Here is a 20,454-nt window from a genome sequence, read left to right on the forward strand (position 1 = left end):
CGCCCGCCTCAGCCGCTCACCTGACCCCGCGCGCGGAGCTCCATGGCTTCGCGCGCGGCGCTCCGCTCGGCGTACACCTCGCACATATGGCGGCCGTCCGGTGTCGCCGTGTGCTCGACCTCCCACAGGCTCGTCTCCGTGCCGTCCAGGAGCAGGAACGCGTGCTCGTAGAGCGTGAAGCCCGCGTCCTTGCCCTCGGCGTGGCCGTGCCGTCCGAAGACCTGGGTGATCTGGTGGGCGAAGGCGGCGCGCAGGGGTCTCGCGACCTCCTGGCCCGGCCGGTCCACGTTCTCCGCGCGCCGCAGCACCCGGCGCGCGTGGTCGGCGGAGTTGTCCGGGAGGTACACCCGGGGCAGCGGTGTCTGCGGCGCCGTCAGCAGGCCGCTGAGCAGTTCGAGATCGGCCGCGAGGTCGGACTCGAAACTCGGATCGAGGCTGATACCGAGACCCGACTCGAAACGGGACTCGAACAGGGAATCGGAATCGGCGGTGGGATCGAAGGCGTCGAGGGGGTCGAGAGAAGGGACGGCGGCCTCGTCGGCGCCGGCTCTCCGGTGGGGGCGGCGCAGCCGGGAGGCGGCGAGGCGCACCTCGTACTCGTCGGTGTAGAGCTCGTGCTGTTCGGCGCCGTCGCGCCCGGTGTTGTGGACCAGCTCCCAGAGGGTGAGGGCGGTGCTGTCGGCGAGCAGATACGTATGCCGGTAGGTCTCGCGGTGCAGTCCCGCACTGTGGTGCGATGACCGCAATGAACTGGCGTGCGCCAGAGCGGAGTCGAGCCGCTCGATCACGGTGTCGGGCAGATCGAAGGAGTTGAGTGCCCGACCCAGAAGACGCTCAAGATGCGTCTCGCTTGTCTCATACGGATCGTTCAAGGTGGGTCTCCAGGCCGTCGCCACATGTCACTTGGTGATTGCATAACGTAGCCCCTGGGACTGACATCGCGTCCCAAGTTCGGTAAAACGATTGGGGGCGCGCGAGAAGTTCCTCAAGCCCCCCTCAAGTCCCTTGCGCCGTCGGTCAGTCCGTGCCGTACAGATCCTGGTACGCGGGGAACGTACCGCCCGGCCCTTCCACGCCCTCGGCCACCATCATCGCCCTTACGATCGCCCTGGTCACGGCGTCGGCCCCAGCCGCAAGGACATCGTTGAGCGCCAGTGGGTTCCCAGCATCGAGCATGCGTTCCCCGGTGGCCATTGTGAAGACCGTGTCGCCGTCGTTGAGCAGATGCACGGGACGGACGGCGCGCGCGATACCGTCGTGCGCCGTCCCCGCGAGCTTCTGCGCCTGGGCCTTGGAGAGGTCGGCGTCGGTCGCCACGACGGCGAGCGTGGTGTTCAGCGGAGGCCGCCCCTCACGCTCGCGTACCTCGGCCAGACGCGCGAGAGCCGCCTCGTGCACATCGGCCGTCGGATAGCCGGGACGGCCCTGGAAGTACCGCCCGTACAGCACACCCGTCAGCGGATCGACCGCGGACCCCGCCGCGTTCGCGACGACCAGCGCCGCGACCGTGATCCCGGACGGCAGCAGCACGCTCGCCGTACCGACCCCGCCCTTGAGCTGCCCCACCACGGCCCCGGTCCCGGCACCGACCCCGCCCTCGGCGACGGGTGCCCCCGGCTCCGTACGGGCCGCCGCCTCGACCGCCGCCCGGCCCGTGGAGGCGTCGGGGCGGGCCCGCCAGTCACCACCGCGCCCGAGATCGAAGACGCAGGCGGCCGGGACGACCGGTACCACCTGGGCCGGGTCGGGCCCGACCCGCACACCCCGCCCCCGCTCCTCCAGCCACGCCACCACACCGGAGGCGGAGTCGAGCCCGAACGCGCTCCCGCCGGTGAGCACGACGGCTTCGACACGGCTCACCAGATTGCGCGGATCCAGTGCGTCGGTCTCCCGGGTACCCGGGCCACCGCCCCGTACGTCCACGGCGGTGACCGCCCCGCCCTCCGGCGCGAGAACGACCGTCGTACCGCTGAGCGCCCGGTCCCCGGCCACCCGCGCGTGGCCGACCCGAATCCCTGCCACATCCGTCAATGCGTCATTGAGTGCCATGGATCCCATGCGTACCACGGCGCCGGACCCCACCGCGGCGCATCACCCCGTCCGCCGCTCCCACCCCCGTACCCTGGACGCATGAGCACCGCCCGCACCCCCGGACCGAGCGACCCCGAGACGGCTCCGGAACAGCCCGCTCCCCAGCGGCCGGCAGAGCCCCGGCCGGCACCCCCGAAGCAGGGCACGCCGCGGCCGTCGCTCGTCTTCGACGATCCCCTGGACCGGCAGTCCTCGGACGACACCGACGCCGGCTGGGGCGACCGGCCCGCCGCGAGCGGTGACAGCGCCGCCGATCTGGCCCGCTTCCTCGACGAGAAGCCGCCCCACCACATCTGAGCGCTCCGAGCGCGAGGAGCCCGACCGCGCCGCGCACCGACCGGACGGGTCCTATGAAGTGCTCTGCCCCTGACCCGGCACCCGCTGCTGAGCGACCAGGGTGTCCCTGATCTCCTTCAGCACCTCCAGCTCGCTCACCTCGACGACCTCCTCCACCCTCTCCTTGGCGGCCTGCTGCCTGGCGCGCCTGGCGAGGTACTTCGCCATCGGCAGGACCATCAGGAAGTACACGACGGCGGCGGTGATCAGGAAGCTGAGCGTCGAGCTGAGCACCGTCCCCCACATGATCGGGATGCCCGACACCACGTCGCCGGCGGCGTTCGTCTCGCACGGAGACTTGAGACACGAGCTGTAGTGGTCCAGATCCTTGGTCCCGAACGCGCCGACCACCGGATTGATGATGCCCTTCACCAGCGAGTTCACCACGTTGGTGAAGGCGGCGCCGATGACCACCGCGACCGCGAGGTCGATCACGTTGCCACGCGTCAGGAAGGCCTTGAAGCCCTCCAGCACGCTCTCCTTCTCGTTGCTCACCAGTGAGCCCTTCGTTATGTGTGCCACGGGGACCGGGGCAGGGACAGCGGCGAGGTCCGCCGTCCGCCCGGACACCATGGGCAACGCGCGCCCCGGCTGTCCAATCGCCCATGCTTTGGTGTGACGAGTCTGCTCATCAGTACGACGGCGAAGAGCGCGGGTCGCCACCTCGCGGGTCAGCACAGCGTCAGCGCCAGCCGGGAGTTCGTGCTCGCACCCGCCAACTCCGCCGCCACGTCACGCGCGACGGTCAGCAGGACCAGCGCGCCACCCTCGGCGGCGCTCTCCAACGCCCGTGGGACGGATTCCACCAGCACGCCCCTGGCGAGCACCCGGGCGTCCGATTCCCCGCCGACGGGGGAGTGCGCGGCGGCGATCACATCGACCCGGTCCCCGGGACGCAGCAGCCGCACCGTCTCCACATCCGCGATCCGCACCGGAGCCGTCACCAACCGCACCTTCTGCACGTCCGGTTGAGCGCCCGCGCCCGCGCCGGGCGCGCCACCCGCCGCCGCGCGGGCCGCCGCCTCGGCGCGCTCCTCCGCTCCGGCCATCGCACCGGGACCGCCCCCACCCGCCGCCGCCAACGCCGCCGCAGTCACGGCCAGTCCCGCCGCCATGGCACGCCGCCGCCGGTGCAGCGCCCTGCGCAGCCGATGCCCGCCGCCGCGCACCCGCAGTGGATCGAACGCGGGTACCCCGCATGGTGGGGGCGCTGCGGCCACCGGCGCGGGCGGGAAGAGAGGAGGAATCGAGGACGAGCGCGAGGAGGAACGGGACATGGCAACCACCACCTGCCGTGAGGAGTTTCTGCTGGCCGCTCCTCACGATCCACGCCCGGCCGGAATCCCGCTGAAGCCTGTGGACAACTGCCCGAATGTGAATAACTCGGCCACCCGAACGAGATCCTCCGCATGCGTTACGGCAGCTTGAGCCCCGTATCGATGCCGTCCAGCGCGTGCGAGCAGAGGCAGTCCCTCGTCTCGCCGTCCTGCAGCCCGCCCACGGTGTCGAACAGCACCGTCCTCAGCCGGTCCACGTTGGAGGCGAAAACCTTCAGCACCTCCTCGTGCGACACGCCCTCGCCCGTCTCCGCCCCGGCGTCCAGGTCGGTCACGAGCGTCAACGACGTGTAGCAGAGCCCCAGTTCACGGGCGAGAACGGCCTCCGGATGTCCCGTCATACCGACCACCGACCACCCCATCGACGCGTGCCACCGCGATTCGGCGCGGGTCGAGAAGCGCGGCCCCTCGACGACGACCAGCGTCCCGCCGTCCACCGGCTCCCACTCGCGCCCCCGCGCCGCGACGAGCGCCGCCTTGCGCCCCTCCGGGCAGTAGGGATCGGCGAGCGAGATATGGACGACCTTCGACTTCTCTCCGTCGGGCAGCGGCACACCGTCGTAGTACGTCTGCGTGCGCGCCTTCGTACGGTCCACCAACTGGTCGGGTACGAGCAGCGTCCCCGGGCCGAACTCCTCACGCAGCCCGCCCACCGCGCACGGGCCGAGCACCTGCCGTACGCCGACGGACCGCAGCGCCCACAGATTGGCGCGGTAGTTGATGCGGTGCGGGGCGATGTCGTGCGCGCGCCCGTGGCGGGGCAGGAACGCCACGCGCCTGCCCTCGACATCGCCGAGGAAGAGCGAGTCGCTGGGCGGTCCGTAGGGGGTGTCGACGGTGACCTCGGTCACGTCGTCAAGGAATGAGTACAGGCCCGAGCCGCCGATGACGCCGATCTCCGCGGTCTCCGAGCCCTCTGCGTTCGCCTTGGTCACCATGACGATCACCCTAGGCCCTGTCCGGCGCCGCACGGCGTACGGGTGTGCGCGCACCCGGGAACGCCGAGGACCCCGCCGTACCGAACGGCGGGGTCCCGGAGGATGTATCGGTCGGTCAGGCGGCGGAGGAACCGCTGGAGCCGGAGCTGCCGCTCGCGGCGCCCGACTTCGAGCCGGAGCCGGAGCCGGAGGAGCCCGAGCCGGAGCTGGACGAAGAGCCGTTCGACGACGTGGACGCGGACGACGACTTCGAGTCCGACGACGAACTCGACGAGGAGGACGACTTGTCGCTCGAACCGCCTGAGTCACCCGAGCCGTTCGAGGCGCCCGCCTTGGCCGGCGTGCTGCTCGACGACGAGCCGCGGCTGTCGTTCCGGTAGAAACCGGAGCCCTTGAAGACGATGCCGACCGCCGAGAACACCTTCTTCAGGCGTCCTTGGCACGCGGGGCACACGGTGAGGGAATCGTCGGTGAACTTCTGCACCGCCTCAAGGCCCTCGCCACAGTCGGTGCACTGGTACTGATAGGTCGGCACTTTTCCTCCTGGCACTCTCACTCAATGAGTGCTAACGACGCTCCATAGTGACGTATTCCGCTGGATCAGTCCACTGCCACCGGCACGCGGTGACCCATTCCACGCGCCGCGACACGGCCCGACGCCTTCGGCGTGAGCCGCGAGCGCAGCGCGACAAGCGTGGCCAGAGCCAGTGCGGTGCCCACCAGAGGCACCACGAACCCGGCGCTCGCGCCATGGGCGTCCGCCAGCTGCCCCGCCGCCGTGACCGCGCCTGCCTGCCCGAGCGCGACCGCGCCCGTCAGCCACGTGAAGGCCTCCGTACGGGCTCCGGCGGGGACCAGGGCCTCGATCAGGGTGTAGCCGCTGATCAGCGCGGGCGCGATGAAGAGCCCGACCAGCAGGCCGAGGCCGGCGAGCAGCGGCACCGAGTGCACGGCCCACAGCCCGGAGGCGGCCAGAACGAGGCCCGCATAACCGGTGATCAGCCGACGGCGGGGCCCGGCCTTCCAGGCGATGGTGCCGTACGCGACACCGGCGAGCATGTTGCCGGCGGCGAAGACTCCGTACAGAAGGCCGTTCGCGCCGGGGTTCCCGATCTCCTCGGCGAAGGCCGTGAGCGAGACCTGCATACCGCCGAAGACCGAACCGATACCGAGGAAGACCACGGCCAGGACGCGTACGCCGGGCACGGACAGCGCCGATACCCGCGCCCCGCGCGAACCGCTTGCCGCGCCCGCGCCGCGCCCCGTCGGCTTCGGCTGCGTTCTGCGCTGCGCGGCGAACAGCAGCCCGCCCGCCAGGGTCAGCACGCTCTCGGCGACCAGTCCCGCCGCCGGGTGTACGCCGGTGCACAGCGCGGTCGCGAGGACGGGCCCGATCACGAAGGTGAACTCGTCCGTGACGGACTCGAAGGCGGCGGCCGTCGGCAGCAGCCGCGCGCGCTCGTCGGACCCGCCGAGCACGGCCGCCCAGCGCGCCCGGACCATCGGCCCCACCTGCGGGATCGACGCGCCTGTCGGTACGGCGGCGACGAACAGCGCCCACAGGGGCGCGCCGGCCAGTGCGAGCGCGGTCAGGGCGGCCACGGACGCCGCGTGGAGCAGGACGCCGGGCACCAGCACCGCGCCCTGCCCGAACCGGTCGGCGAGCTTGCCGTTCTGCGGTGCGAAGAGCGCCATGGAGACACCGGTGACGGCGGCGACCATACCGGCGCGACCGTACGAACCGGACGTGTGCTGGACAAGAAGGACGATGCCGATCGTCAGCATCGCGAAGGGCTGCCGCGCGGCGAAGCCGGGAAGCAGGAACGTCCAGGCGCCGGGCGTACGCAGCAACTGCCCGTAACCGGGGCGGCGCGGGGCGGTTCCCCCGGAGGCGCCGGCGGTGGTGTCGACCGTGTCGGACACGGTCCTTGCCTTTCTGCCGCCTGGTGACACCCCCGGACGTACGGGGGCTGCCGAGAGCTGTCCTCTTGCGCGGAACTGCGGTAGATACCCGGGTCCACTGGAGGGGACACCACGGCCGCCATACGGTCGCGCCAGCTCTGCGTCAGGCAGAGTTGGTCGATTAAGTCTGTGCGTCCACGCCTGTGCGTCACGTCCTTGACGCAACAGGCACGGGCCTCATCCTACCTGTGAAATACCAGGAAGATCCCGGCCCGTACCTGTGATTGACGCCTCCGGGCGTCAAGGCCTTCGATTCCCAGGCCCCGCCGCCAGTACAACCCCCGCCCGCCCCCAGCGCCGACGCCCGCTCCCAGCGCCGACCCCGCCCGCCGTCAGCGGTGTCCCGGCCCGAAGCCGCTGCCCCCACCGACCCCGCTCCCCGGCTTCCCGTGCCCTCCCGGCCTCCGAGAGGGCCCAGCGCCTGGCCCGCGCGTCCCGTTCGCACCCAGCCAGTCGGCCAGCTTTCCGCCCTGCCCGACGGCCCGCAGACGACGCTCCGCCGCGTCCCGTACCGGATCGGTCGCCACCACCAGCAGCTCGTCCCCGTGCCGCAGCACGGTCGACGGCCCCGGCACGAAGCTCTTGTCCTCCCGTACGACCAGCGTGACCGCCGACCCCGGCGGCAGCCGCAGCTCACCCACCTCGACGCCGTGCATCTTCGACCGGTCCGGGATGGCCACGGACAGCAGATGACCGCGCAGCCGCTCCAGCGGCGCCGACTCGATCCCGAGGTCGGCCGCCTCGGAGGGGTCGCCGAGGTGCAGCTTCCCGGCCACCCAGGGCAGTGTCGGCCCCTGCACGATCGTGTAGACGACGACCAGCACGAAGACGATGTTGAAGATCCGGTGGCTGCCCTCGACCTCGGAGACCATCGGGATCGTCGCCATGACGATGGGTACGGCGCCACGCAGGCCCGCCCACGACATCAGTGCCTTCTCCTGCCAGGGGATGCGGAACGGCGCCAGGCTGACCAGGACGGACACGGGCCGCGCCACCGCCGTCAGCACCAGACCCACTATCACCGCAGGCCAGATGTCGTCGCCCAGTTCGTGCGGCGTCACCAGCAGTCCCAGCAGGACGAACATGCCGATCTGCGCGAGCCAGCCGAGCCCCTCCGCGAAACCACGGGTCGCGGGCGCGTGCGGCAGCTTGGAGTTCCCCAGCAGCATGGACGCCAGGTACACGGCGAGGAACCCGCTGCCGTGGGCCATGGCCCCGGCGGCGTACGCGACGACGGCGATGGCCATCACGGCGATCGGATACAGACCGGAGGCCGGCAGCGCCACATGCCGGAGCCCGAAGGCGCCCAGCCAGCCGACCGCGATCCCGACGGCGGCGCCGATGGCCAGTTCCAGGAAAATCTCGCCGACCAGTATGTACCAGTGCTCCACCGGTCCGACCCTCGACAGCGCGACCACCATGATCACCACGGGGGCGTCGTTGAAGCCCGACTCCGCCTCCAGCGCACCCGTCACCCTCGACGGCAGCGGAATCTTCCTCAGTACGGAGAAGACGGCGGCGGCGTCCGTGGACGAGACGACGGCGCCGATGATCAGCGACTGCCGCCAGTCGAGGCCGACGAGGAAGTACGCGGCGGTCCCGGTCACGCCCACGCTCACGGCCACACCGACGGTCGACAGGGCGACGGCGGCCGGCAGCGCGGGTTTCGCCTCTTTCCACTTCGCGGCGAGACCGCCCTCGGCGAGGATCACGACCAGGGCGGCGTAGCCGATCACCTGGGTCAACTCGGCGTTGTCGAACTTGACGTTGAAGATGCCGTCCTGGCCTATGACGACGCCGATCCCGAGGTAGAGCAGCAGGCTGGGCAGCCCGCTCCGGGACGAGATCCGCACCGCGGCGACCGCGATCAGCAGCACGAGCGAGCAGATGAGCAGGAGTTCATTGAGCTGGTGGACAGTCAGCGGCCGATCCTTCCCCTCACGCACACCGGATCGGTTTCCCGGCAGTCGGCACTTCGTTACCTTACCTAATCTTTAACGTTTTCTTGACGCGATCGATCGTTCGTGCGATCGATCGCGTGATTTCCTGTGTGATCGTCCGAGGAGTCCCGGCGGGTCGTACTAGTGACACCGCGTCGGAGCGGGTGAACGGCTGCGCCTATGGTTGCTGCAGCATTCCAGGACCACCCTGCCCCTCGAAGGACAGCGATGCCCGCCAACTCAACGCCCCCTGCCACCAAAAAGAAGGGGCGACGCGCCCGCCTTGTCGTGATCGTCCTGGTGCTGGCTCTGGTAGCAGGCGTTGGTTACGGCGCCTACTGGGGTGTCAGCACCGTGCGTGCCTCGCTCCCGCAGACCACCGGCACCATCACGATGCCGGGTCTCGACGGCCGGGTCGAGGTCAAGCGCGACAGTTACGGCGTCCCGCAGATCTACGCCAACACCGACCGGGACCTGTTCCGCGCGCAGGGCTACGTCCAGGCGCAGGACCGCTTCTGGGAGATGGACGTCCGGCGCCACATGACCTCGGGGCGGCTCTCCGAGATGTTCGGCAAGGGGCAGGTCGAGACGGACGAGTTCCTGCGCACGCTGGGCTGGCGGCAGGTGGCGCAGGAGGAGTACGACAACAAGCTCTCCGACGAGACGAAGAAGAACCTCCAGTCGTACGCGGACGGGGTCAACGACTACCTCGAAGGCCGCGACGGCAAGGACATCTCCGTCGAGTACGCGGCGCTGAAGTTCACCAACGACTACAAGCCCGCGAAGTGGACCCCCGTCGACTCGGTGGCGTGGCTCAAGGCGATGGCGTGGGACCTGCGCTCCAACATGCAGGACGAGATAGACCGTTCGCTGCTCACGAGCAGGATGGACGAGAAGCAGATCGAGGACCTTTATCCGTCGTATCCGTACGACAGGAACAAGCCGATCGTCAGCGAGGGCGCCGTCGATCCGCTCGCGGAGGAGTACGACCCCAAGGCCGAGCCGGGTGACGTGTCGGAGAACGGTACGGGCACGGGAACCGGCACAGGTACGGGAACGGGCACCGGCACAGGCATAGACACCGGTACTGGTACCGGCACCAGCGGCGGCGCCGTCACCGACGGTCTGGAGTCCCAGCTCGACTCCCTCTCCGCCACCCTCGACGAGATCCCCGCCCTCCTCGGCCCCAGCGGCAGCGGCATCGGATCCAACTCGTGGGTCGTCTCCGGCAAGTACACGACGACCGGCAGCCCGCTGCTCGCCAACGACCCGCACCTCGCGCCCCAGCTGCCCTCCGTCTGGTACCAGATGGGCCTGCACTGCCGCAGCTCCACCAAGGAGTGCCAGTACGACGTCGCCGGCTACACCTTCGCCGGTATGCCGGGCGTGATCATCGGCCACAACAAGGACATCGCCTGGGGCATGACCAACCTCGGCGCGGACGTGACCGACCTCTATCTGGAGAAGGTCAACGGCGACACCTACCAGTACGGGAACGAACAGAAGAAGTTCACGACCCGTCAGGAAACGATCAAGATCGCCGGTGCCAAGAGCCAGACCATCACGGTCCGCTCCACCGAACACGGCCCGGTCGTCTCCGACCGCGACGCCGAGCTGCGCAGAGTCGGCGACAAGGCCCCCGTCGACAACGCGGCCCCCGACCGCGGCGAGGGATACGCGGTCTCCCTCCAGTGGACCGCCCTGGAGCCCGGCAAGTCCATGGACGCGGTCTTCGAGCTCAACAAGGCCAAGAACTTCGCGGAGTTCCGCAAGGCGGCGCGGAGCTTCGAGGTCCCCTCGCAGAACCTGGTCTACGCCGACGCGAAGGGCAACATCGGCTACCAGGCGCCCGGCCGGATCCCGATCCGCGCCAAGGGTGACGGCTCACTGCCGGCCCCGGGCTGGGACCCGGAGTACCGCTGGGAGGACTACATCCCCTTCGACGAGCTTCCTTACGAGGAGAACCCGAAGCGCGGCTACATCGTCACCGCCAACCAGGCCGTCATCGACAAGGACGACTACCCGTACCCGCTGACCGAGGACTGGGGCTACGGCGCCCGCAGCCAGCGGATCAACGACCTCATCAAGTCGAAGATCAAGGACGGCGGCAAGATCTCCACCGACGACATGCGCACGATGCAGACGGACAACCGCAGCGAGATCGCCACGCAGCTGATGCCGTACCTGCTGAAGATCGATGTCTCGGACCCCGCCATCCGCGAGGCCCAGAAGCTCCTCGAAGGCTGGGACTCCACCCAGGAACCGGACTCGGCGGCAGCCGCGTACTTCAACGCCGTCTGGCGCAACGTCCTCAAGCTCGCCTTCGGGAACAAGCTTCCCAAGGAGATGCGCGTCGAGGGCGAATGCCTCAACGTGCGCCCCGCCGACAGCACGGGCCCGGCCGACGACCTCGCGGAGCTGGTACGGGAGTGCGGCCGACGGTCGGAGGACTCGGCGCAGCCGGACGGCGGCGACCGCTGGTTCGAGATCACCCGCAAGATCCTCAAGGACGAGGACAACGAGTGGTGGCAGTCCCCGAAGACGCGTACGGAGAAGGCCACCGACACCCGTGACGAACTTCTGCTCCGCGCCCTCACGGACGCGCGCTGGGAGCTGACCGCCAAGCTCGGCAAGGACGTGTCCACGTGGAGCTGGGGCCGGCTGCACCAGCTGAACCTGGAGAACCAGACCCTCGGTACGGAGGGTCCCGGCATCGTGAAGACCCTGCTCAACCGCGGCCCGTGGAATGTGGGCGGCGGCGAGGCCGCGGTCAACGCCACCGGCTGGAACGCGGCGAGCGGTTACGACGTCATGTGGGTGCCGTCGATGCGGATGGTGGTCAACGTCGGTGACTGGGACAAGTCCCGCTGGATCAATCTGACGGGCGCCTCCGGGCACGCGTACAGCCCGAACTACACCGACCAGACGGAGAAATGGGCCAAGGGTGAGCTGATCGACTGGTCGTTCAGCAGCAGAGCGGTGGAGGAGAGCACGGGGGACACCCTGACGCTCGCGCCGTAAGCACTCCGCCGTAGGCACCCGCGTGCGGCCCCGGCGGACCCTTCAGGCGCTCCCGAAGCGCCTGGTCCCGCCCGGGGTCACCACCACGTGCACGGGGCGGTCGTGCGGCTCCTCAGGGACCCGCCCGACCACCTCGTGGTCGTACAGCAGCACCGCGAGAACGGCTCCCGCGTCAGCCCTCGCTTCCGCCCCCGCCCTCTCCAGTCGGCCCAGGACCCGGTCGTACGACCCGCCGCCCCGCCCCAGCCGCATCCCGCGCCCGTCAACCGCGAGCCCGGGAAGCAGCACCACCCGCGCCTGGAGTACCGCGTCCACACCCAGCCGGGCACCCTCCGGCTCCAGCAGCCCCCGCCCCGCGCGCACCAGCCGCTCCGCCCCCTCGTACGCCGCCCAGTCCAGATCGTTGTCAGGCAACAGCACCGGCAGGAGGACCCGCACCCCCCGCTCCCGCAGCGTGTCGAGCAACGCGCGCGTGCCCGGCTCGCGCCCCACCGAGACATACGCGGCGACGGTCCCGGCCTTCGCCAGTTCGGGAAGCTCCAGCGCCCGCCGCGCGAGAACCGCGGAGGCGTCCCGGACGTCGTCTTCGGACAGCAGGCGCCGCGCGCGAAGGAGCTCCTGCCGCAGAGCGGTCTTTCCTGGCAAGTCGGAGTTCATCGGACTTCGCAAATCTCTCGTATGTATACGTATGGAGAGAAAGTTAACCGGAGCAACATCTTCCTCTCATCCGTGGCAGATAGGCTGCGCGCCATGACTCAGTCGCCCCCCAGGATCAGCAAGGCTGTCATCCCCGCCGCAGGGCTGGGAACCCGCTTCCTGCCTGTCACCAAGGCCACTCCCAAGGAGATGCTGCCTGTCGTCGACAAGCCCGCGATCCAGTACGTGGTCGAGGAAGCCGTGATGGCAGGGCTCTCCGACGTTCTCATGGTCACCGGACGCAACAAGCGTCCCCTGGAAGACCACTTCGACCGCAACTACGAACTGGAGGAGGCGCTCACCCGCAAGGGAGACACCGAACGCCTCGCCAAGGTGCAGGAGTCCAGCGACCTGGCGACGATGCACTACGTCCGGCAGGGTGATCCCAAGGGACTCGGCCACGCCGTCCTGTGCGCCGCCCCGCACGTCGGCGACCAGCCCTTCGCGGTGCTCCTCGGTGACGACCTCATCGACCCGCGCGACCCGCTGCTGTCCCGCATGGTCGAGATCCAGGAGAACGAGGGCGGCAGCGTCATCGCCCTGATGGAGGTCGAGCCCGACCAGATCCACCTCTACGGATGCGCCGCCGTCGAGCCCACCCCGTACGGCGACGTGGTCAAGGTGCACGACCTGGTCGAGAAGCCCGACAGGGCGGACGCGCCCAGCAACTACGCCATCATCGGCCGATACGTCCTGGACCCGGCCGTCTTCGACATACTGCGTCAGACCGAGCCCGGCCGCGGCGGCGAGATCCAGCTGACCGACGCGCTCCAGCAGCTCTCGGCCGACGAGAAGATCGGCGGCCCGGTGCACGGCGTCGTCTTCAAGGGACGCCGCTATGACACGGGCGACCGCGGCGACTATCTGCGTGCCATTGTCAGACTCGCGTGCGAACGTGAAGACCTGGGACCGGACTTCCGGACCTGGCTGCGCAGTTACGTCAACGAGGAGATGTAAGACCTTGAGCAGTACGGCGACACCGGCACCGGCGCCTGCCTCGGGCCAGGGACGGCTCTGGACGGTGGACGAGCACCTGGCGGACATCCTCGCCACGGTCCGCCCGCTCGACCCGATCGAGCTGCAACTGCCCGATGCCCAGGGCTGCGTCCTCGTCGAGGACGTCACGGTGCCGGTGGCGCTGCCGCCGTTCGACAACAGCTCCATGGACGGCTACGCGGTCCGTACGGCCGATGTGTCCGGCGCCGACGAGGAGTTCCCGGCCGTCCTGACCGTCATCGGTGATGTCGCGGCGGGCGGCGAGGCCCTGCCGCGCGTCGGCCCCGGGGAGGCGGCCCGGATCATGACCGGCGCACCGCTGCCGCCCGGCGCCGAGGCGGTCATCCCGGTCGAGTGGACCGACGGCGGTACGGGCGGCGGGGCCGCCACCTCCATGCGGCCGGCCGGCTCCGCGCCCGAGGGCGCGAGCGGCGAGGTCAGGGTCTATCGGCCCGTCGAGCCCCGCGCCCACGTCCGCGCGCGCGGCAGCGATGTCCAGGCCGGGGATCTCGCCCTGGAGGCCGGCACGATCCTGGGACCGCCGCAGATCGGCCTGCTCTCCGCCATCGGCCGCTCCACCGTCCGGGTCCACCCGCGCCCGCGCGTGGTCGTCCTGTCGACCGGCAGCGAACTGGTGCAGCCGGGCGAGGCGTTGGGCCAGGGCCAGATCTACGACTCCAACAGCTTCGCGCTCACCGCCGCCGCGCGGGACGCGGGCGCCATCGCCTACCGGGTCGGCGCGGTGACCGACGACGCGGACACCCTCCGGGCCACGATCGAGGACCAGCTGATCCGCGCGGACATGATCGTGACGACCGGCGGTGTCAGCGTCGGGGCGTACGACGTGGTCAAGGAGGCGCTGTCCTCCGTAGGAGACGAGGACGAGCCGGGCAGCGGCATCGACTTCCGCAAGCTCGCGATGCAGCCGGGCAAGCCTCAGGGCTTCGGCTCGATCGGCCCCGAGCACACCCCGCTGCTCGCCCTCCCCGGCAACCCCGTGTCCAGTTACGTCTCCTTCGAGTTGTTCGTGCGCCCCGCGATCCGGGCGCTCATGGGCCGCCAGGACGTCCACCGCCGGACGGTCCGCGCGACCCTGAAGAGCGACGAGACGCTGAAGTCCCCGGCGGGCCGGCGCCAGTTCCTGCGCGGGATGTACGACGCCGAGGCGGGCTCGGTCGTCCCCGTCGGCGGCGTCGGCTCCCATCTCGTCGCGGCCCTCGCGCACGCCGACGCGCTGATCGTGGTCCCCGAGGAGGTCGTCTCGGCGGAGCCGGGGAGCGAGGTCGACGTGGTGCTGCTCCGCTGACGGAGTGGCGGTGGCGGTAGCGTGTCCTGCCAGACAGGCCCCGCCGGGCCCGGACCGGGAGCGCCACAGCGATGACTGCGTTTACCCGGGGGGAGACCCCCGGACCTTCTCCACAAGGCCACCTGACGCATATCGACGAGGCGGGCGCGGCCCGCATGGTCGACGTCTCCGCCAAGGAGGTCACCGCGCGCACCGCCAGCGCGAGCGGCCGGGTGCTGGTCTCGCCGCACGTGGTCGAACTGCTGCGGGGCGAGGGGATGCCCAAGGGCGACGCCCTGGCCACCGCCCGTATCGCGGGCATCATGGGCGCGAAACGCACCCCCGAGCTCATCCCGCTCTGCCATCCCCTGGCGCTCTCGGGAGTCACGCTCGACCTCACCGTCACGGACGACGCGGTGGAGATCCTGGCGACCGTGAAGACCACGGACCGCACGGGCGTGGAGATGGAGGCCCTGACAGCGGTCTCGGTCGCGGCGCTGACGGTGGTCGACATGGTGAAGGCCGTCGACAAGGGCGCGGTCATCTCGGACGTACGGGTCGAGGAGAAGACCGGCGGAAAGTCGGGCCGCTACTCCCGCCGGGCTCCCGAGCCGGACGGGCGGCCGCAGACGGACGGGACCCCGGAGAGGGGCACGGCATGAACGATTCCGCCGAGAGCGGCACCGTGCCCCGGGAGCCGTACCGCGCGCTCGTCGTCACCGCGTCCAACCGCGCGGCGGCCGGCGTCTACGCGGACACCGGGGGCCCGATCATCGCGAGCGCCCTCGCGGAGCTCGGCTTCTCCGTCGAGGGCCCGCTGGTCGTGCCCGACGGTGACCCGGTCGAGCGTGCCCTGCGCGACGGGGTGGCCGCGTCGTACGCCGTCATCCTCACCACCGGCGGCACCGGCGTCTCGCCCACCGACCGCACCCCCGAGGCCACCCGCCGCGTCCTGGACCACGAGATCCCCGGCATCCCCGAGGCGATCCGCGCCGAGGGCGCCCGGAAGGTCCCCACCGCCGCCCTGTCGCGGGGCCTCGCGGGTGTCGCAGGCCGGACCCTGATCGTGAATCTGCCGGGCTCGTCCGGCGGCGTACGGGACGGGCTCGCCGTCCTGAACCGGCTGCTCGTCCACGCCGTCGACCAGATCCACGGCGGCGATCACCCCCGTACCGACGGATGAACTCCTTCTGGCCCGTGGCGCTGGTGGACGGCGATGTCGTCCTCCGGCCCATAAAGTCGCGCGACCAACGGGCCTGGCGCGAGGTGAACCGGCGCAACCGCGAGTGGCTGCGGCCGTGGGAGGCGACGATCCCGCCCGCGCCGCCCGGCGCCCCGGTCGCCCAGCGCCCGACGTACCGGCAGATGGTGCGTCATCTGCGCGCCGAGGCGAACGCGGGGCGGATGCTGCCCTTCGTCATCGAGTACCAGGGGCGCCTGGTCGGCCAGTTGACCGTCGCCGGGATCACCTGGGGCTCGATGTGCTCGGGGCATGTCGGCTACTGGGTGGACCGCGACGTGGCGGGCCGCGGTGTCATGCCGACGGCCGTGGCCCTCGCCGTCGACCACTGTTTCCGGCTGGTGGGGCTGCACCGGATCGAGGTCTGCATTCGGCCCGAGAACGGGCCGAGCCGCCGGGTCGTGGAGAAACTCGGATTCCGTGAGGAAGGCACCCGGCCCCGTTATCTGCACATCGACGGGGCGTGGCGGGACCATCTGGTCTTCGCGCTGACGGCCGAGGAAGTGCCGGAAGGACTCCTGTACCGCTGGCACCAGGCGCGACCTGGGACGCCACAGAAATGAAATAAGTGTTCGATAATGGTCGCCATCCGACCATCAAGTGATCCGAACAATCACAAAAAAAGTCCGTGATATCAGCCAGATCGTGCGACACACCGGCTCAATTGGCGGATCCCCTCGCGCGAACACCTCTACGGTGTGAACCGTGAGCAGCAGCGGCCTCATCTACGCAGTCATCGTCGGGGCCTGGGCCGCCTACTTGGTACCGATGTGGCTCCGCAGGCAGGACGAGCTCAACGAAGCCCGTCCGACGGAACGCTTCAGCACCGCCATCCGGCTGCTGTCCGGACGGGCGGCGATGGAGCGCCGGTACACCAGGGAGCTGCGGGACCGCACCACCGGGGAGGCCGGGCCCGACGATGAGCCGGACGTGGCGGCGGAGCCGACGAGCTCTGTCGACGTCCGGGCCTTCTCCGCGCCCCCGGCCCATACGGAAGTCCGCCTGGAACTCCCGGCACCGGCACCGGCACCGTCGCCCCCGCGGCGCGAGGCCCCGTCCGGCGCGGCGGCCGAACGTGCCCGCCGCGCCCAGCGGTCCCAGGTCCTCGCCCGTCGCCGGCGCACCACTATGGTGCTCTTCCTCGCCTTCACGGTGGGCGCGGTCGTCGCGGGCGTCCAGGGGCTCGCCTTCCTGTGGGCACCGGGCGTCCCCGCCGTACTCCTCAGCGTCTACATCGTGCATCTGCGCGCCCAGGAGCGGCGCCGCTTCGTCTTCACCATGGACCGCCGCAGGGCCGAGATCGCCGCGCAGCGTCTGCGCGAGAACCGCCCCCGCCGCCACCAGGCCCCGGCCCCGGCCGAGCCGGACGAGGAGCCCGAACCCCGCATCGCCCCGGAACCGGCCGCCTCGGTCTCCCCCCAGGAGGCCGGCCGCCGCGCGCTGGTCGAGCAGACGGACCACGCGGAGTGGGTCGACCAGCAGCGCGACCGCGGCCCGGCCCGCGGCGACAGCTGGGAACCGGTCCCGGTCCCGCTCCCCACGTACGTGACGGCCCCGGTCGCCCCGCGCGCCACGGGCGGCGTCAACGTCAGCGACCCGGAAACCTGGAGCGCGGCCCGCTCCTCCACGGCCGAACCGACCCCACCGGAACCCGCCCCCGCCGACCCCCCGCCCCATCGCCGCCCCCGCGACCGCACCCCCCTCTTCGACCAGTTCGACAACGACGACCGCCCCCGCGCGGCCAATGAGTGACCAGCGAGGAACGGATTTCCAAGCACCCCGACGGTGGTGCTAAAGTTTCACTCGTCGCAAGGGCCTGTGGCGCAGTCTGGTAGCGCACCTCGTTCGCATCGAGGGGGTCTGGGGTTCAAATCCCCACAGGTCCACGGCAGGGCCGTTCACGAGTTAGCTCGTAAGCGGTTTACGAATCCCGTCCGATCACTTTGATCGGGCGGGATTTCGTCGTTTCCGGGGTTCGTCGGGAGGTCTGGGTGCCTGTGCCGGGGTGGCTCGATGCGTGCCGTGGCTGCCGATTGCCGGGGTGCGGGCACTAGAAGCGATCTGGGCGGCAACCTGACAGAGCCGACTCAACGGTTCCGTCGACCAACTCCCGTGCGACCAGGCGGCCCACGGCCGCGGCGAGCGTGACCGCCGAGTGCATCACTGCCACGTAGAGGCCGGGGACCTCGGCGACCGGGCCGATGATCGGCTCACCGTCGACCGGCATTGGACGCACTCCGATTCGGGTGCTGAGCAGCTCGACGCTCCCGGCGCCATCGAAAGTGGACCGGACGGCGGCAAGGGTCCGTTCTGGCGAGTCCGCGGCGGCAATCAGCCGGTCCGCGGCGACCTGCCGAAGATCGAAGTCCTCTGTGTTGACCACGGTGCGGACCAGACCGGCCGGGGCGCGGAGCCGGAACAGCGGCGAGGGCGACGGTTCGACCGGAACGCGCACGCCGAGCGGCGCGCTCAGCGCGGCCGTGGCAACTCCGGCCGCCAGCACCACCGTCGCGCCGGAGAGGGGTCCTGCTGCTGTCTCAACCCCGGCGATCCGGCCCGCTGGATCCCGGCGGACCGCGGTAACCGGCGTGTCCGGACATACCCGGGCTCCATGGGCGCGAGCGCCCGCGACCAGCCGCTCGGTCACGCCCACCGAGTCAACAGCGCCGTCATCCGGCACCCAGACAGCCCACTCCGGAGGCTGCCGAAGAGTGGGCTCAAGTGTCGCCACGGTGGCCGCGTCCACGATCGTCTGCCCGGGTCCGGCGTCCGGCGCACTGCCCTCCCTGGTCCAGCTCAGCGAGCCGGACCAGGTCACCGGGAGCCCCGGCAACTCGGCTCCGAGCCGGTGGTACTCCGCTGTCGCGGTGGCCCGCAGCCCGGCGGCCGGACCTTTACGCACGCCAGACGCGCCGATCCAGGCGAACGAGTCCGCCGTCACGCCGGCGCCTGGCCGCCCGGCGTCGACCAACGTCACGTCGGCGCCCGCCCGAGCGGCGTGATAGGCCACCGATGCGCCGACAATGCCGGCGCCGACGACGACCAAGTCCCTGCTCTCCGATGGGCTCAACATCTTCACGACCCTAGCGTCCGCCCACGCGGACCGGTGGGCCTATTTCCGCTGACCGAAGACCGCCCGTAGAACGAGATCCAGGCCCGGGACACTGGTCGGTCACGCACGCACTGCAGAGCCCTCGGCCATCGGCACACGTGAACACCCCACATCGCGACTGTTCCTGAGCCGGCTCAGGTTCGGTCAGAGGCGAGTGCCAATCTGCTGCAGCCCGCCATGTTCCTCGCCTGTTTCCCGGCCGTGCTGATCCTCGTGACCCTCTTCGCACGTACGCTTCCCTTCCCGTAGGGAAGAAGACCGGCGAAGGGCCGGCAAGGCGCGGAGGAGTGGCGGGGTGCGGCGGATCGATGTGACGGAGCGGCGGGCCCGGCTCGGCGTACGGCACCGGCTGGCGGTTGCCGCCCGCGCGGACGGGCCCGTCGAGGTGGCGCGTGACCTCGTCGCCCTGCACAGCACCGACCCGTCCTCCGTGTACGTCGCCATCTGGGCGCGGACGAACGGCGGTTCGGTACGGGAGGTGGAGCGCGTCCTGTACGAGGACCGCACCCTCATCCGGCTGCTGGGCATGCGCCGTACCGTCTTCGTCACCCCCCTCGACGTGGCCCCCGTGCTCCAGGCCGCCTGCTCGGACGCCGTGGCCGCGCGCGAGCGCCGCAAGCTGCTCGGGTTCCTGGCCGCGTCGAAGGTCGCGGACGACGAGGCGGGCGTACAGGCGTGGCTGGCCGAGACCGAGGACATCGCCGTACGCGCGCTCGCCGCCCGCGGTGAGTCGACGGCCGCCGAACTCGCGGGCGACGACGCCCGCCTCCGTACGGAGGTCGTGCTCTCGCCCGGCAAGGCCTACGAGGGCACCCAGAAGGTCGCGAGCAGACTGCTGCTCCTGCTCGCCGCCGAGGGCCGGGTGGTACGCGGCCGGCCACGTGGCTCGTGGACCTCGCACCAGTACCGCTGGGCGCCGCTGACCGACTGGTTCCCCGGCGGCCTCGCGCACGGCGACACCCACCGCGCGGAGGAGGAGCTGGCCCGGCTCTGGCTGCGGGCGTTCGGCCCGGCCACGGCCGACGATCTGCGCTGGTGGGCGGGGTGGACGAAGACACAGGTCAAACGGGTGCTGACGGAAGTGAGGCCGGTCGAGGTCGATCTCGGCGGCGGGGCGACCGGGCTGCTCCTGCCCGACGACCTGGAAGAGACCGTGCCGCCGGAGCCGTGGGCCGCGCTGCTGCCGGCCCTCGACTCCACGCCGATGGGGTGGCACGAGCGCGGCTGGTTCCTCGGCGAGCACGGGCCGCGCCTCTTCGACAGGGTTGGGAACATCGGCCCTTCGCTGTGGTGGGACGGCCGCGTCGTCGGCGGCTGGGCGCAGGACAGGAACGGTGAGATCGTGTGCCGCTTCCTGGAGGATGTCGGCGCCGACGCGGAGGCGGCGGTACGGCGCGAGGCCGAGCGCCTCGCCGTGCCTCTGGGCGAGGTCAGGCTCAGCGCCCGCACGCGCGGGCGCACCTGGCTGGAGGACGAACTGGCGGGCTGACACCCGGCAGC

Annotated in this window: 19 protein-coding genes and 1 tRNA gene; 10 read left to right on the forward strand and 10 right to left on the reverse strand. The window is 70.8% G+C overall.

The features are described from left to right. Window positions 1-8 precede the first annotated feature (8 nt). Window positions 9-872 (reverse strand): DUF6227 family protein, encoded by an 864-nt coding sequence (locus OIE74_RS22680; RefSeq protein ID WP_329386510.1) that lies wholly within the window; start codon window positions 870-872, stop codon window positions 9-11. Window positions 873-1,017: 145 nt separating this feature from the next. Continuing rightward, window positions 1,018-2,049, reverse strand: a complete 1,032-nt coding sequence (locus tag OIE74_RS22685; RefSeq protein WP_329386512.1) for a P1 family peptidase — start codon at window positions 2,047-2,049, stop codon at window positions 1,018-1,020. Between the two features lie 81 nt (window positions 2,050-2,130). Here OIE74_RS22685 and OIE74_RS22690 point away from each other — a divergent pair, with 81 nt between their 5' ends. After that, window positions 2,131-2,388, forward strand: coding sequence for a hypothetical protein (locus tag OIE74_RS22690; RefSeq protein WP_329386513.1), 258 nt, complete (start codon window positions 2,131-2,133; stop codon window positions 2,386-2,388). A 51-nt stretch (window positions 2,389-2,439) separates the two neighbouring features. On the opposite strand, the gene mscL is transcribed toward OIE74_RS22690, so the two are convergent. From mscL to OIE74_RS22720, 6 genes are all read right to left on the reverse strand, one after another. Next, window positions 2,440-2,922: a large conductance mechanosensitive channel protein MscL gene (gene mscL / locus OIE74_RS22695; RefSeq protein ID WP_329386515.1), complete on the reverse strand. Its 483-nt coding sequence runs from the start codon at window positions 2,920-2,922 to the stop codon at window positions 2,440-2,442. A 176-nt stretch (window positions 2,923-3,098) separates the two neighbouring features. Then, on the reverse strand, window positions 3,099-3,704 hold the full coding sequence (locus tag OIE74_RS22700) for a hypothetical protein (RefSeq protein ID WP_329386517.1): 606 nt from the start codon (window positions 3,702-3,704) through the stop codon (window positions 3,099-3,101). 137 nt (window positions 3,705-3,841) lie between these two features. Further along, window positions 3,842-4,702 carry an S-methyl-5'-thioadenosine phosphorylase gene (locus OIE74_RS22705; protein WP_329386519.1) on the reverse strand — a complete coding sequence of 287 codons (861 nt, stop codon included), beginning with the start codon at window positions 4,700-4,702 and terminating at the stop codon, window positions 3,842-3,844. 115 nt (window positions 4,703-4,817) lie between these two features. Further along, window positions 4,818-5,237 carry an FmdB family zinc ribbon protein gene (locus tag OIE74_RS22710; RefSeq protein ID WP_329386521.1) on the reverse strand — a complete coding sequence of 140 codons (420 nt, stop codon included), beginning with the start codon at window positions 5,235-5,237 and terminating at the stop codon, window positions 4,818-4,820. Between the two features lie 65 nt (window positions 5,238-5,302). Next, a complete protein-coding gene (locus tag OIE74_RS22715; protein WP_329386523.1) occupies window positions 5,303-6,625 on the reverse strand; it encodes an MFS transporter in 1,323 nt (440 codons plus the stop codon). Window positions 6,626-6,996: 371 nt separating this feature from the next. Continuing rightward, window positions 6,997-8,610, reverse strand: a complete 1,614-nt coding sequence (locus OIE74_RS22720) for a potassium/proton antiporter (protein ID WP_329386525.1) — start codon at window positions 8,608-8,610, stop codon at window positions 6,997-6,999. 222 nt (window positions 8,611-8,832) lie between these two features. Here OIE74_RS22720 and OIE74_RS22725 point away from each other — a divergent pair, with 222 nt between their 5' ends. Further along, entirely contained in the window at window positions 8,833-11,625 is a 2,793-nt protein-coding gene (locus tag OIE74_RS22725; protein ID WP_329386527.1) for a penicillin acylase family protein, read from the forward strand. A 42-nt stretch (window positions 11,626-11,667) separates the two neighbouring features. Here the strand turns inward: OIE74_RS22725 and OIE74_RS22730 are convergent, their stop codons facing one another. Beyond that, window positions 11,668-12,282: a 5-formyltetrahydrofolate cyclo-ligase gene (locus tag OIE74_RS22730; protein ID WP_329386529.1), complete on the reverse strand. Its 615-nt coding sequence runs from the start codon at window positions 12,280-12,282 to the stop codon at window positions 11,668-11,670. A gap of 93 nt (window positions 12,283-12,375) precedes the next feature. On the opposite strand from OIE74_RS22730, the gene galU reads away from it, so the two are divergent. The 7 genes from galU (at window position 12,376) to OIE74_RS22765 (ending at window position 17,728) form a co-directional block, all read left to right on the forward strand. Further along, window positions 12,376-13,278, forward strand: coding sequence for a UTP--glucose-1-phosphate uridylyltransferase GalU (gene galU, locus OIE74_RS22735; protein ID WP_329386530.1), 903 nt, complete (start codon window positions 12,376-12,378; stop codon window positions 13,276-13,278). A 4-nt stretch (window positions 13,279-13,282) separates the two neighbouring features. Beyond that, window positions 13,283-14,623, forward strand: coding sequence for a molybdotransferase-like divisome protein Glp (gene glp, locus OIE74_RS22740; protein WP_329386532.1), 1,341 nt, complete (start codon window positions 13,283-13,285; stop codon window positions 14,621-14,623). Between the two features lie 71 nt (window positions 14,624-14,694). After that, window positions 14,695-15,264 carry a cyclic pyranopterin monophosphate synthase MoaC gene (moaC, locus tag OIE74_RS22745; protein ID WP_329386534.1) on the forward strand — a complete coding sequence of 190 codons (570 nt, stop codon included), beginning with the start codon at window positions 14,695-14,697 and terminating at the stop codon, window positions 15,262-15,264. After that, window positions 15,261-15,785 carry a MogA/MoaB family molybdenum cofactor biosynthesis protein gene (locus tag OIE74_RS22750; protein ID WP_329386536.1) on the forward strand — a complete coding sequence of 175 codons (525 nt, stop codon included), beginning with the start codon at window positions 15,261-15,263 and terminating at the stop codon, window positions 15,783-15,785. The genes moaC and OIE74_RS22750 overlap by 4 nt, the downstream gene beginning before the upstream one ends. Continuing rightward, on the forward strand, window positions 15,782-16,405 hold the full coding sequence (locus tag OIE74_RS22755) for a GNAT family N-acetyltransferase (RefSeq protein ID WP_329386538.1): 624 nt from the start codon (window positions 15,782-15,784) through the stop codon (window positions 16,403-16,405). The genes OIE74_RS22750 and OIE74_RS22755 overlap by 4 nt, the downstream gene beginning before the upstream one ends. Window positions 16,406-16,547: 142 nt before the next feature. Further along, on the forward strand, window positions 16,548-17,594 hold the full coding sequence (gene sepX / locus OIE74_RS22760) for a divisome protein SepX/GlpR (RefSeq protein ID WP_329386540.1): 1,047 nt from the start codon (window positions 16,548-16,550) through the stop codon (window positions 17,592-17,594). Window positions 17,595-17,654: 60 nt separating this feature from the next. Next, window positions 17,655-17,728: transfer RNA gene (locus tag OIE74_RS22765), tRNA-Ala, on the forward strand. Between the two features lie 164 nt (window positions 17,729-17,892). Here OIE74_RS22765 and OIE74_RS22770 read toward each other — a convergent pair. Beyond that, on the reverse strand, window positions 17,893-18,915 hold the full coding sequence (locus OIE74_RS22770) for an NAD(P)/FAD-dependent oxidoreductase (RefSeq protein WP_329386542.1): 1,023 nt from the start codon (window positions 18,913-18,915) through the stop codon (window positions 17,893-17,895). Between the two features lie 334 nt (window positions 18,916-19,249). Between OIE74_RS22770 and OIE74_RS22775 the strand changes: the two genes are divergently transcribed. Beyond that, complete coding sequence (locus tag OIE74_RS22775) at window positions 19,250-20,443, forward strand: winged helix DNA-binding domain-containing protein (RefSeq protein WP_443076195.1); 1,194 nt, start codon at window positions 19,250-19,252, stop codon at window positions 20,441-20,443. The last annotated feature ends 11 nt before the right edge of the window (window positions 20,444-20,454 follow it).

Origin of the sequence: Streptomyces sp. NBC_01716 (genome assembly GCF_036248275.1) — a bacterium.
Classification (GTDB): Bacteria; Actinomycetota; Actinomycetes; order Streptomycetales; family Streptomycetaceae; genus Streptomyces.

Excerpts from the sequence above, each read along its gene's own strand:
- moaC (WP_329386534.1), top strand. The coding sequence starts at position 14,695 with ATGACTGCGTTTACCCGGGGGGAGACCCCCGGACCTTCTCCACAAGGC.
- OIE74_RS22730 (WP_329386529.1), bottom strand. The coding sequence starts at position 12,282 with ATGAACTCCGACTTGCCAGGAAAGACCGCTCTGCGGCAGGAGCTCCTT.
- OIE74_RS22750 (WP_329386536.1), top strand. The coding sequence starts at position 15,261 with ATGAACGATTCCGCCGAGAGCGGCACCGTGCCCCGGGAGCCGTACCGC.
- OIE74_RS22685 (WP_329386512.1), bottom strand. The coding sequence starts at position 2,049 with ATGGCACTCAATGACGCATTGACGGATGTGGCAGGGATTCGGGTCGGC.
- galU (WP_329386530.1), top strand. The coding sequence starts at position 12,376 with ATGACTCAGTCGCCCCCCAGGATCAGCAAGGCTGTCATCCCCGCCGCA.
- OIE74_RS22755 (WP_329386538.1), top strand. The coding sequence starts at position 15,782 with ATGAACTCCTTCTGGCCCGTGGCGCTGGTGGACGGCGATGTCGTCCTC.
- OIE74_RS22700 (WP_329386517.1), bottom strand. The coding sequence starts at position 3,704 with ATGTCCCGTTCCTCCTCGCGCTCGTCCTCGATTCCTCCTCTCTTCCCG.
- OIE74_RS22690 (WP_329386513.1), top strand. The coding sequence starts at position 2,131 with ATGAGCACCGCCCGCACCCCCGGACCGAGCGACCCCGAGACGGCTCCG.
- OIE74_RS22725 (WP_329386527.1), top strand. The coding sequence starts at position 8,833 with ATGCCCGCCAACTCAACGCCCCCTGCCACCAAAAAGAAGGGGCGACGC.
- OIE74_RS22770 (WP_329386542.1), bottom strand. The coding sequence starts at position 18,915 with ATGTTGAGCCCATCGGAGAGCAGGGACTTGGTCGTCGTCGGCGCCGGC.
- OIE74_RS22705 (WP_329386519.1), bottom strand. The coding sequence starts at position 4,702 with ATGGTGACCAAGGCGAACGCAGAGGGCTCGGAGACCGCGGAGATCGGC.